Origin of the sequence: Pseudomonas glycinae, from assembly GCF_001594225.2 — a bacterium.
Classification (GTDB): domain Bacteria; phylum Pseudomonadota; class Gammaproteobacteria; order Pseudomonadales; family Pseudomonadaceae; genus Aquipseudomonas; species Aquipseudomonas glycinae.
Map to the genome: position 1 here is coordinate 148,037 of NZ_CP014205.2, position 12,358 is coordinate 160,394.

The 12,358-nt window shown below is 56.2% G+C and carries 12 protein-coding genes; 8 read left to right on the forward strand and 4 right to left on the reverse strand.

The features are described 5' to 3' along the window. From AWU82_RS00670 to AWU82_RS00705, 8 genes are read left to right on the forward strand one after another with little or no spacing between them, the layout of a single operon-like run. Entirely contained in the window at positions 1–1,449 is a 1,449-nt protein-coding gene (locus tag AWU82_RS00670; RefSeq protein ID WP_064383360.1) for a hypothetical protein, read from the forward strand. After that, the gene (locus AWU82_RS00675) at positions 1,449–2,528 is read left to right on the forward strand and encodes an acyltransferase family protein (RefSeq protein WP_064383364.1); all 1,080 of its coding nucleotides are present in this window, start codon (positions 1,449–1,451) and stop codon (positions 2,526–2,528) included. The genes AWU82_RS00670 and AWU82_RS00675 overlap by 1 nt, the downstream gene beginning before the upstream one ends. After that, positions 2,525–3,613: a DegT/DnrJ/EryC1/StrS family aminotransferase gene (locus tag AWU82_RS00680; RefSeq protein ID WP_108562926.1), complete on the forward strand. Its 1,089-nt coding sequence runs from the start codon at positions 2,525–2,527 to the stop codon at positions 3,611–3,613. Before AWU82_RS00675 ends, AWU82_RS00680 begins: the two co-directional genes overlap by 4 nt. Before the next feature lie 13 nt (positions 3,614–3,626). After that, positions 3,627–4,562 (forward strand): glycosyltransferase family 2 protein, encoded by a 936-nt coding sequence (locus AWU82_RS00685; RefSeq protein WP_064383368.1) that lies wholly within the window; start codon positions 3,627–3,629, stop codon positions 4,560–4,562. Continuing rightward, positions 4,552–5,508, forward strand: coding sequence for a WxcM-like domain-containing protein (locus AWU82_RS00690; protein ID WP_064383370.1), 957 nt, complete (start codon positions 4,552–4,554; stop codon positions 5,506–5,508). The genes AWU82_RS00685 and AWU82_RS00690 overlap by 11 nt, the downstream gene beginning before the upstream one ends. A 22-nt stretch (positions 5,509–5,530) precedes the next feature. Then, the gene (locus AWU82_RS00695; protein ID WP_223290667.1) at positions 5,531–5,890 is read left to right on the forward strand and encodes a GtrA family protein; all 360 of its coding nucleotides are present in this window, start codon (positions 5,531–5,533) and stop codon (positions 5,888–5,890) included. A 42-nt stretch (positions 5,891–5,932) separates the two neighbouring features. Then, entirely contained in the window at positions 5,933–7,027 is a 1,095-nt protein-coding gene (wecB, locus tag AWU82_RS00700) for a non-hydrolyzing UDP-N-acetylglucosamine 2-epimerase (protein WP_064383372.1), read from the forward strand. Then, positions 7,027–8,142 (forward strand): glycosyltransferase family protein, encoded by a 1,116-nt coding sequence (locus tag AWU82_RS00705; protein ID WP_064383374.1) that lies wholly within the window; start codon positions 7,027–7,029, stop codon positions 8,140–8,142. Before wecB ends, AWU82_RS00705 begins: the two co-directional genes overlap by 1 nt. 95 nt (positions 8,143–8,237) lie before the next feature. Here the strand turns inward: AWU82_RS00705 and AWU82_RS00710 are convergent, their stop codons facing one another. The 4 genes from AWU82_RS00710 to AWU82_RS00725 all read right to left on the reverse strand — a co-directional run bounded on the left by AWU82_RS00710 (position 8,238) and on the right by AWU82_RS00725 (position 12,349). Next, positions 8,238–9,278 (reverse strand): acyltransferase family protein, encoded by a 1,041-nt coding sequence (locus AWU82_RS00710; RefSeq protein WP_170928975.1) that lies wholly within the window; start codon positions 9,276–9,278, stop codon positions 8,238–8,240. A 163-nt stretch (positions 9,279–9,441) separates the two neighbouring features. Continuing rightward, complete coding sequence (locus AWU82_RS00715) at positions 9,442–10,470, reverse strand: MraY family glycosyltransferase (protein WP_064383378.1); 1,029 nt, start codon at positions 10,468–10,470, stop codon at positions 9,442–9,444. After that, the gene (locus AWU82_RS00720; RefSeq protein ID WP_064383380.1) at positions 10,467–11,429 is read right to left on the reverse strand and encodes a UDP-glucose 4-epimerase family protein; all 963 of its coding nucleotides are present in this window, start codon (positions 11,427–11,429) and stop codon (positions 10,467–10,469) included. The genes AWU82_RS00715 and AWU82_RS00720 overlap by 4 nt, the downstream gene beginning before the upstream one ends. Then, positions 11,426–12,349, reverse strand: coding sequence for a glycosyltransferase (locus AWU82_RS00725; RefSeq protein WP_064383381.1), 924 nt, complete (start codon positions 12,347–12,349; stop codon positions 11,426–11,428). The genes AWU82_RS00720 and AWU82_RS00725 overlap by 4 nt, the downstream gene beginning before the upstream one ends. Positions 12,350–12,358 lie beyond the last annotated feature (9 nt).

The window sequence follows — 12,358 nt, forward strand, 5'->3', positions numbered from 1 at the left end:
ATGAACTCGATGCCACCACCGTTTTTATCAAAGCATTTGAATATTCTTTCGTTTGCGTTGATTTCGGCTGTCTTTTATTTGATGGCGTACTACTCCGTCTCAGGCTTTTTGCCGACGTCCATCCCCGTTCACCATGACGACTACACCAACTATTCGTCTGCCGCCGGCGGCCTGGCCCTGTCCTGGATTCGCCCCCTGTCGACCTGGCTGATCTTCGTGTTCTCCTCGCTGGGGCCGGATTATCTGATCTGGGCGGTACGGATATTCACCGCGACCTATGTCTTCCTTTGCTGGAAAATCCTGATCGAAGTCGTACAACCGCGTCAGTACTGGATCACGCTGGTGTTGTTCGCCGCAGCGTCCCTCTCCACGCCGATCGTTGCCGAATATGCCCGCTACACTGGCATGGTGACGCACATGATGTCCGGATGCCTGGGGCTCGCGGCCGTTTACTTCCTGTTCAAGGATGATCGAGAAACCGGTGATACCTGGCTGTATGTGTCCGTGACCCTGCTGCTGCTGTCCACGCTGGCCAAGGAAGACTTCATCCTCTTCTACGTGTTTTCTTTTACCTATGTCCTGGTCAAATCGGACAAACCGCTCAAGAAACGGATTGTGACCGGGCTGATCGGTCTGGGAGCGTCACTGCTGATGGTTGCCGGGGCGAAGTTTCTCGCTGCGTCCAGCTTCCTCGGTGCCAGCGATGCACAGTCTTCGTACTTCATCGACACCTCCGTGACCGGCGTCGCGAATACCGTGTGGCGCTACCTGACCGGTGCTGGCCATCCGGCAATGCTCGTACACGGCAACATCATCGCGGCCGCGATGGTCTTTTCTGCGGTTGTGGCGCTGATTGTGCTGCTACGGGACAGGAAAATCCCCAAGACGCTTTACGTCGTCGGTGCCGTTCTGACCCTGATCGCGCCGTATTCGGTGTTGCCGAACCACGTCAACGCCTATTACGAACTGATCTGGCTGCCTTTCATCGTCGGTTCCGTCTACGTCGCGCTGGCCGAACTGCTGAAAACTGCGATGCCGGCACCGCTGCGTGCCTGTTTGGCCAGTGTTTTGCTGGCCGCACTTGCCGTGCCCCTGTATATCAACGACACACCGGGACGCACCAGCGTCGCCCATTGGTACGATGCCGTCGGTTCCGACAATGCCAAGGTGCTCAAGCAACTGGAAGACAACAAGGTGGCCATCAATGCCGCTCCTTCGGTTTGCATTTATGGCGCCAACGCGTTTTCTCCGTGGTACATGCACAGCGGTCAGTATCTGGAAACCGTGATGGACCTGCACACCGTCTGGAACATCGTCATGGACAAGACCGATCCGCTCTTTGCGGGCATCCAGCAGGGCGCTGCCTCTTCCAAGGGTCGAGTGGTCGTGACCGACGCCCCCGCCGCTGAAGCGAGCTGCCTGAAACTGACCATTGCAGGAGCTCAATGATGCGTACGCTTGCAGATCTGTTCGTTGGCAAGAACAACAACCTGACGTTTATCCGCCTGGTTGCTGCACTTTCGGTCATTTACGGCCATACGTCGGCGATTGTCGCCGGAGCACCGGCAGACTGGGTCGCCGTGACCACCGGCTATGCATTCCTGGGCGGCGTAGCGGTCGATCTGTTTTTCCTGATCAGCGGTTTTCTGGTCACCGCCAGCATTCTGAACAGCGGCGTGAAGAACTATGTGATTTCCCGCGTCCTGAGAATCTATCCGGCACTGTGGGTCAACCTGATACTGGTGACCTTCGTGCTGGGCGGGATTGTGACCACCCTGTCATTGTCCGACTACCTCACGAGCCGGGAAGTCTGGACCTACTTCAAGGGCCTCGCTTTCACCTATCAGGGTGGTTTCTTCCTGCCCGGCGTGTTCACCCAGAACCACGACCAGGCAGTGAACGGCTCGATTTGGTCGGTGCTGATTGAAGTCTGGCTGTACATCGTGGTGCTGTTCTTCTACGTCTTCGGCGTGATGCGCAGCCGTGCAGTGTTCAACACGGTGTTTTTTGTCCTGATCGTCGTGATCTGGAACGACAAGACCTTCCTGCCCGCATCGATCAGCGGCGCGACCATGTTGCACGTCTGCCTGCTGTTCTATATTGGCTCCTTCCTTTACATCAACCGCGACAGCATTCCCGTCAGCCCGTATTTCCTGCTGATCGCCTTGTTCCTGGCCGGTATCACACTGGGCACTGACAAATTCGTCTTCGGCTACATTCTGTTGTTGGTGACCTTCTTCTGCACTGTCAGCTTCCTGAAACAATTTGCCTGGATGGACAAATGGGGGGATTACTCCTACGGCGTCTATCTCTATGGCTGGCCCGCACAGCAGTTCGTCGCCTGGGCCTTCCCTGACTTCACCGGGAACCAGAACTGCCTGGCCGCGAGCATCATCGCACTGGCATGCGGGATCGCATCCTGGCATCTGATCGAAAAACGGGCCTTGCGGCTCAAAAAGCATTTTTTTAAAAAAACCAAGTCTTCTGCAATCAATTCCGGCTTGAACACCCAAGGAGCATCGATATGATCCCTCTCTATTCCGACAAGGCAATGAACCAGAACCTCGACTTCCTTGGCGCGGTCAAGAAAGTTCTCGACCGGAACTGGTATGTCCTGGGCGAAGAGGTCACCGGATTCGAGAAGGAATTCGCTGAGTACGTAGGTGTCAGCCACTGCGTCTCCATGGCCAACGGTACCGACGCCATTGAAATTGCGCTGCGCAGTGTCGGTGTAGAGCGCGGCGATCTGGTTGTGACTGTTGCCAACGCAGGCTTTTACAGCAGCACCGCGATTCACAGCATTGGTGCAACGCCGCTGTATGTCGACATCGACGAAGCCACCATGACCATGTCGCCAGCAGCCTTGGCCAAGGCCCTGGAGGAGAAGCCCAAGTGCGTGATCGTCACTCACCTCTACGGGCAACTGGCAAATGTCAAAGAATTGCTGGCCCTGACCCACGCCGCCGGCATCAAGCTGATCGAGGACTGCGCTCAGTCCCACGGTGCCAAGCGTGACGGTCGTCAGGCGGGCAGCTTCGGCGATGCGGCCTGCTTCAGCTTCTATCCGACCAAGAACCTCGGCGCCATGGGTGATGGCGGTGCGGTCGTGACCAGCGACGAGAAGATCGCTGCACAGCTCAAGACCTTGCGCCAGTATGGCTGGTCGTCCAAGTATCACGTCGGTCATGCGGGCGGTAAAAACAGCCGTCTGGATGAAATGCAGGCAGCGATCCTGCGCGTCAAGCTGCCGCAGCTTGAAGGCTGGAACGAGTCTCGACGCAGCATCGCGGCTCGCTACAACGCAGCTTTTTCCGGCCTGGGTTTCAAGGCCCTGCCGTCGGTCAATGACTCCTACGCCGCGCACTTGTACGTGGCACGCATCGAGAACCGTGATGCCTTGCGTGACTTCCTCAAGGCTCAGGGAGTGACCACGGACGTTCACTATCCGGTTCCGGATCACCAGCAAGCCGCCTATACCGAACCTCGCATCGCCGGCTCCCTGGAAGTGACCGAGCGCACCTGCAAGGATCTGGTGACCTTGCCTTGCTTCCCGGGCATGACCGATGAACAGGTGGCAACCGTGATTGCAGCCGTTCAGAAATACTTCGGATAAGGAGCGCCATCGCTTGCTAACGTTAGTCATCCCTGTCTACAAAAACGAAGGCTCCTTGCCAGACTTGTTGGTCGCCATCGATGGACTGAACAGCAAGCTGGCAGGCGATTTCGAAGCCGTCTTTGTGATCGATGGCAGCCCTGATCGCTGCTACGAGATCTTGCGCAATGAACTGCCCAAACAGCGCTTCGAATCGCGCCTGGTGCTGCTGTCGCGTAACTTCGGCTCGTTCCCGGCCATTCGGGTAGGTCTTGAAGCCGGTCGGGGCGATCGCTTCGCGGTCATGGCCGCCGACCTGCAAGAGCCACCGGAACTGGTGCTCGAGATGAACACGCAATTGCTGACAGGCGAGTACGACGTGGTACTGGGTGTGCGCGAGGGCCGCGACGATCCATTGCTGTCGCGCATCGCCTCCAAGACGTTCTGGAATCTCTACCGCCGCTATGTGGTATCGGAAATTCCGGAAGGCGGTGTAGATGTGTTCGGCTGCAACAAGGCCTTTCGCGATACGCTGCTGACCCTCGATGAACGGCACAGCTCGCTGATCGCGCAGATTTTCTGGCTGGGATATCGCCGCAAGACTATTTCCTACAGCCGCCTGAAACGCGAGCACGGCAAGTCGGCATGGACATTCTCCAAGAAGGTGAATTACATGATGGACAGCATTTTCGCCTTCACGGACCTGCCCATCCGCCTGCTGACCCGGCTGGGGGGCGTGACCACCCTGCTCGCGGCCGGTTTCGGTATCGTCGTCACCATTGCACGCTTGCTTGGGCTGATCACGGTTTCGGGCTATGCAATGACCATCAACGCCATCGTCTTCCTCGGGGCTGCCAATCTGCTGGGCCTGGGCATCGTGGGTTCGTACGCATGGCGAACCTACGAAAACACCAAGGCACGGCCGTTGGCCATCCCGATGAGGACCGAGAGTTTCAATCATGACAAATGAAAACACTGAATACTTCGTCCACCCGAACGGGTTGTGCGAATCGCCTCATATCGGCAAAGACACCAAGATCTGGGCCTTTGCACATGTGCTGCCGCAAGCGCGCCTGGGCGCCGAATGCAATATCTGCGACAACGTCTTCATCGAGAACGATGTGGTCATCGGTGACCGCGTCACGATCAAGTGCGGAGTCCAGGTATGGGACGGCATCAATATCGAGAATGACGTGTTCATCGGCCCCAATGCCACCTTCACCAACGATCGGATGCCACGCAGCAAGCAGTACCCGGACGAGTTCTTGCGCACCGTGGTGAAAACCCGGGCGAGCATCGGTGCCAACGCAACCATTCTTCCAGGACTGACCATCGGCGAAAACGCCATGGTCGGGGCCGGCGCAGTCGTGACCCGCTCGGTACCGCCGTTTGCCATCGTGGTCGGTAACCCCGCCAAAATCATTGGCTATGCGGACGCTGTCGACAACACCAGCGAAAGCATGAAAGTCAGTGCTTCGTCGAAACCGGCGGTCACCGGCACCAACGTCGCCGGAGTGACTCTGCATACGTTCAAGGCCGTTCCCGACTTGCGGGGCAGCCTGTCGGTGGGTGAGTTCGAGCGAGAAATCCCGTTCACGCCCAAACGCTATTTCCTGGTTTATGACGTACCGACCGCCGACACCCGCGGCGAGCACGCACACCATCAATGCCACCAGTTCCTGATTGCAGTCCGGGGCAGCATCCGCGTGGTTGTGGACGATGGCAGGACCCGCGAAGAAATCACCCTGGACAAACCCAACATGGGCCTGTATCTGCCACCCATGACCTGGGGCATCCAGTACAAGTACTCCCAGGACGCCATGCTGCTGGTCTTCGCATCCGACTATTACGACTCTGCCGACTACATCCGCGACTACGGCGAATTCGTCAGCCTGATCAAGTCGCAGCAGGCCTGACCGGATGTCGAAACAGAAGACATTGACCGACCTGATCAAGTTTGTAATCGGCGGCGGCATCAACACGGCCTTTACCTTCGCCTTGTATTACGGCTTGCAGATCGTGCTGCCCTACCAGGTGGCGTATGCCCTCGCATTTGCCACCGGTATCGTTTTTTCGTACTGGTTCAACGCAACGATCGTGTTCAGGACACCCGTCAGCTGGAAAGGCTTTTTTGCCTTTCCGCTGGTGTACCTGGCCCAATATCTGTTGTCGGCAGTGCTGCTGAGTGTCTTCGTCGAACGCCTTGAGATCCCCCAGGGCGTTGCACCACTGGTCGTCATTGTCGTGACCATCCCTGTTACTTTCGTTTTGACCCGCTGGTTTTTGCGTCGCACCTGAGCCGCTTGTCAATTCGCCCCAATTCGCAAAGGAAAGACCCCGATGAAAATCATTTGCACGGTCGGCACCCGCCCAGAAGCCATCAAGATGGCCCCCGTCATTCTGGCACTCCAGCAAGAGCCGTGGGCTGACGTCCGCGTTCTGGCAACGGCCCAGCATCGACAAATGCTTGATCAGGTCATGGACTTCTTCGGTATCAAGCCGGATATCGATCTGAACATCATGAAGCCCAACCAGAACCTGACAGAGCTGACCGCACGCTTGTTGCTGGAACTGGACAAGGTGCTGCTGGAAGAAAAACCCGACGTCGTGCTCGCTCAAGGTGACACCACCACGGTGTTCGCGATGGCCCTGGCATGCTTCTATCACAAGATTCCGTTTGGCCACGTTGAAGCCGGCCTGCGTACCTGGGACATGCAGAACCCGTTCCCGGAAGAAGCCAACCGCGTACTGGCTGGCAGCCTGACCCGTTGGCACTTTGCTCCGACCGAAAGCTCGAAGGCGAACCTGCTGAAGGAAGGGTTTGCGGAAAAAGACATCACGGTCACCGGCAACACCGTCATCGACGCTTTGCTGATGACAGCCGCCAAGGATCTGAACCTGGGCATCGAGCTTGATGACAGCAAACGCCTGATCCTGGTGACGTCGCATCGCCGCGAGAACTTCGGCAAGCCTTTCGAAGAGATTTGCGAGGCCCTCAAGACCCTGGCCAAGCGCAATTCGGACGTACAGATTCTCTACCCGGTGCACCCGAATCCGAACGTCAAGGACACGGCCTACAAAGTGCTGGGTGACGTTCCCAACATCATTCTGTGCGAGCCGCTCGATTACGCGCCGTTCATCGCCGCAATGAAAAAGGCTTACCTGATCATCAGTGACTCCGGTGGCGTACAGGAAGAAGCGCCGGCGCTGGCCATTCCGGTACTGGTTCTGCGCGACGAAACCGAACGTCCGGAAGCCGTGGAAATGGGCGTCGTCAAATTGGTCGGTCCGAACCGCGAGCGCATTCTCCAGGAAGCACAGACGCTGCTGGACAGCGAAGAGGCCTACAAAGCCATGGCCCGCGGCGTTTCCCCTTACGGTGACGGCAAAGGTGCCGAGCGCATTGTGGCGGTGCTCAAAGAGTTCTGTGCTTGATGCGTCTGATTTACCTGTCTCCGGTGCCCTGGGCAAGCTTTGCCCAGCGGCCCCAGAAGTTCGCCCGCTGGTTCCATGAAAAGACCGGCGGCGAAGTATTGTGGCTGGAACCATATCCTGGTCGCTTTCCGTGCCTGGCCGACTTCAAGAAAATCGGTGTCAGCGACAAAACCGAAAGCGACAACCAGGAACCCTGGCTGACCGTGGTCAAGCCCCGGGCCTTGCCAATCGAACCGCTGCCAGGCTCCGGCCTGATCAACGAGACGCTTTACTGGTCCGGCATCCTCAAGACCGTGGAGGAGTTCGGCCAGTCTCCTGACGTGCTGGTGGTTTTCGGCAAACCGACGACACTCGCCTTGCGAGTGCTGAAACGACTGAAGAATCACCCGTGCATTTACGATGCGATGGATGACTTTCCAACGTTCTTTTCCGGGATCTCCAGAGCGGCGATGGCACGCCGTGAACGCCAGATCGGCAGCGCCGCCGATATCGTACTGGCGTCCTCCACAAAACTTCGCAAAAAGTGGCAACACATCAACCCGAATGTCAGGTTTGTGCCAAACGGGCTCGATGTCGCTCTGTTGCCTACCGCGAAAAGCCAGTATTCGGAAGTATCGCCAGCAACCTTTGGTTACCTGGGTACGGTCGGCGCCTGGTTTGACTGGAACTGGATCATTCAACTGGCGCAATCCCGGCCTCACGACGATGTTCATATCGTCGGCCCGGTCTTCAATCCCTGCAGTACAAAACTTCCATCCAATCTGAAACTGTTTCCTCCGTGCAGTCACCAGGATGCGCTGAAGACCATGCTGTCTTTCGATGTCGCGGTCATTCCGTTTCTCAGGAATGAACTGACCTCATCCGTGGATCCGATCAAATACTACGAGTATCGCGCACTGGGCTTACCGATCATCTCGACAGGTTTTGGCGAAATGGCATTTCGGGGCGGGCAGGACGGTGTCTATCTGTGCGATAACGCGGAAGAACTTGCGCCGATGATCGACAAGGCTCTGGCGTACAGGACTTCCAGTGACTTCACGGATCGCTTCAGAGACGAAAACAGCTGGGAAGCTCGATTTGATTCAGCGGACCTGATCAATAGCCAGCCTCGTTGATACCGGATCTGCAAAACGAAATCCTGATTGTTTCGACCTCTGACAAGAGAACAAAAAAGCCCAGTCAGTGACTGGGCTTTTTCTATTCCGCTAAATCAAGCTGACTGCGACACCACGAGAACGTTATCGGGTGTCTTCAACTGCGCGCGGCGCTTGTAGACACCCAGCACTTTTCGACCAATCTTTATAGCTTGCAGCTCAACGAGCTTATGCATCATAAAACAGAAAACAATAAGAAGTATAAATACCTGCAAATTGACGGAGATGGACTTCAATCCGTGACTTTCCACAAGGATCGCCAGATAGGTCCAAAGCCAGTTATGGAAAAGATAAACGGAGTACGTCAGATCCGACGTCGTGCGCAAAACTTTCCCATCCGGCAACTTTGCCCCAAACGCCCATCCTGCCAGAAATATAATCAGCGCCAACAATGCATAGTGATTCTGACTCCAGGCAGGGTGAAAGCGGGAAATAAGAACCAGGAAGACCACAAACATAAAACCAATCGACATGACACAGGCATATTTATTGGCACTGCCTGTCTGAATCAGGTAAACCAAGCCCCCCATGAAGAGGAACGGTGCGTAGAGAGTGAAGTAACCGTGCACCCATACCTCTTTAGCCGGTATTTGAGGCAGCAGATACAGCACGCATGCACTTCCCGTGAGCACCCAGGGCATCCATTTCTGGTTTTTGAAAAGACCCAAAGCCTTCAGTATCGCCATGAACACATAGAACATCACCTCAATGCGCAATGTCCACTCAACGCCAGAGAGTGTATGTGGCGTCTGAAAGAAATCTCCGATCAACAGTAATTGAGGAACCAGTACCGACAAGGAAGGGAACGGAGCCCCGTTCAAGTGGTGCCACATGCACCACTCCAGAATGACGGCAACCATATAAAGCGGATAAATACGAAAGAAGCGCTTGATCATGAATTCCAGTGGCGCTTCCATCTGCAGTACATGCGTAATGATGTAACCGGATGTCAGAAAGAATACAACCACCCCCGCTGCGCCTCCCACACACAGCGGATAGAGCATTTCTGCAAAAAACCTGAGCGTTACATGTCGTGTTCCGTCAGCAATAAATGCTTGCAACGGCGCTTCCAACTTGTGGCCGATCAATACGCTCATGAACGCAAAAACGCGCATATAGTCGAGAAAAACTATTCGCCCCGATAATTTTGGAGACATTCCTTCACCTGATGCTGAATTTTTATTTGGCAGATTTTTCGCGCAGTTTACATGCTTTGCATGTCACTTCGTGGGATCCAAAGGGGCCCTGGCCACAATCTTTTCAGCCTTTCTCCTGAGCCTGCTCTCGCCTCCCTGCTTTAAAGCGCATGGCCAGGACAACCAGAGGAATGTAGGCGATGATCAGGCCGCTCAAGCCATCAAGCAAGCCTCCAGCCACCAGCACCGCCATAGGCAGCAACCACGCCAGATTGATCCCCAGCACACCCAGCGTCACTGTTTTATGGCTTGCGTAATGTCGGGAAGCATACTGATAGGCGTGACTGCGGTGCGCCTGGTAGATCTTTTCTCGACGAGACAATCGCGTGAACAGCGTCACCGTAGCGTCAACGACAAAAACGCCAAGCAGGATCAGCCAGCTCCACAAGAGATCCGGGGCCTGTCGACCTGCTTCAAGCGATAGAACACCGAGGATGAGCCCGAGGAATCCACTGCCGGCGTCGCCCATGAAAATACGCGCAGGTGGAAAATTCCAGACCAGAAATCCGGCCACCGCCGCCGCCAGCAGCAAGGGTGCGCCGATCAACGAAACATTCCCGCTCATCCACCCGACAAGACTGCCTGCAAGGCAGACGAAGATCGCCTGCACACTGGCCAGACCATCAATACCGTCCATGAAGTTGTACAGATTGAGCATCCACACAAGGTAAAACGCCGCGAGTATATTGCCGACCCAGCCCAGATCGATCGTGTTCCCGAACACATCTACCGGCCCCAGGCCATGCAGCCCGAACAAGGCACATGCTGCTGAAATGAAATGCCCGAGCAGACGCCAGCGAGCCGCAATATGCCCATGGTCATCGGCAAAACCGATGAGCGCGACCAGCAGCCCGGCCCCCAGCAATCCAAACAGTGCCTGCGTAGCAATGAGACCGATGCTCGACAGAACCGGCAAGGTCAACGCAAACGTCAGCACGATCGCCACTCCGCCGCCACGGGGAGTGGGGATCGAATGCGAACTGCGCTCATTGGGAATATCGATCAGGCTCTTTGCCAACGCATATCGCCGCAAAATCAGCGTCATCGTCCACGAGACGAGAAATGCTGCCAGTAGCAGCCCGGAAAGCATCATTTCTTCAGATTATCCAGAAAGTGGTCAGCGGTCTGACGCATTGCCTTGTGCAAACTGACTGGAGGGGTCCAGCCCAGCAGTTCACGGTTTTTGCTTATATCCACCTGCAGTGAGCCGAGGACTCTTTTTGCGACAGCCTGCTTGCCCAGGAGTGATGCACCGGCAATCAGCAACCATTGGGGGACGGGCAACAAGCGGGGCTGCCTTCCCAGGGCCTGTCCCAGACACTCGAGCAGGCGAGTTGTCGAAACGTCGTCGGCATCGCTGGCCAGAAACACCTGACCGGCAGCCGCAGGGTGGTCGATGCACGTAACCAGCAGATCCACCAGGTTGCCGATGGCAACCAGGCTGCGCTGATTCCTGATCGCCCCCAGCGGCAGGGGAACGCCCTTGTCGAGCCAGTTCATCATGCTCAGAAAGTTGGCCTTGACACCCGGCCCGTAGACCAGCGGCGGACGGATGATGACCACTTCCATGCCCGTCTCGCGACTCAGTTGCCTAAGCGCCTCTTCAGCCTCATGCTTCGAAACGCCGTAAGGATCCTGAGGATCAGGGACATCATCAGCCTTGAAGGGCTTACCCGCAGGCGTGCTCTCGCCGTTAACTTTGATCGAGCTGATAAAGACAAAGCGCTTGACCCCCGCCTCTGCCGCGCCACGAGCGAGACGCAAGGTGCCCTGTACGTTGGCCTTGCGAAACTCCAGCAGCGCATCGTCAGCCATCTCGTGCATGACATGCACACGGGCTGCGGCATGCACTAGAACCTGGATCTGATCAAGCACTGGCAATGCCTGTTCAGCTGTCAGATCAAAAGGAACGACCGAACACAAGCCATGCAAACGGGTAGCTGCCCTGGCTGTTGCAACAGGTTCGAACCGCTTGTCCAGGAGCAGCCTGAAAACCAGCGCCTCGCCGACCAGACCATTTGCCCCGGTTATCATCACCTTGGGGACTTTCATTTCACATGGTTTCCTATCAGCGCCGTAGCCCAGCAAATACAAAAGAAAAAGACCTTGTCTCGCAAGCGCCGACGGCATCGCCAGGCGCTGAACGACAACCCGATCAACTGCAGACGTCGCAACGGCAGCCAGCTTTGGACAAACGTTGTCTGATCCTGGCCAACCAGGGTTGCAATCATCCGCACCTGACTGAACCACCATCCATCATGAATGGTTTTATAGCGCGCAATCAGCGGACTCAAACCTTTGTTGGCACCTACCTGGTTACGCTCATGCTGGCGATAGTCCATTGAAGGCAGCGGGTCGATGTACCAGCGAAAACCATGACTGCGAGCGAAGGCATAGCAGTACCAGTCATGGAGGCTGACATGCTGCAATGCATCCCATTGCGCGAGCATGGAAGCTTTCAGGGAGCGGACAAGAGGCTTGCTCATCACATAGGTACAGCCGGGACCTGCGGCTTCGAACAGGAAATCCCATTGAACCTGAGGTTGGGCCTTGTTCAGTACATGAGTCTTGCCGTCCGGCCAGAAGGCCAGCACATTGCTGGAGTAGGCGTCGCACCCTTCACGCAACAACGTGCTCGTTGCGCGCTGCAATTTGTCTGCATGCCAGCGATCGTCCTGATCGGCGAATGCCACGAAGTCGTAAGCGTCAATATCGACGTCACGAATCAGGCGGAAGAAATTGCGGGATGCACCGCCGAACCTGCCGGCATCGGGGAGCAAAACGATATTGGGGTGCACAGCAGCATAAGCCGCGCACCAGGCTTTGGTGCCATCGTCGGATGGATCAATGCTGATATAAATGGTGACGTCGACGGCTAACTGCGCAAGGATCGAAGCCAACTGCTCTTCGATCCACTGCATGCCATTGTAGGCAGCCAGCAAAACCGCGACCTTCGGATGTTTTACTGGCATGCCGTTCCC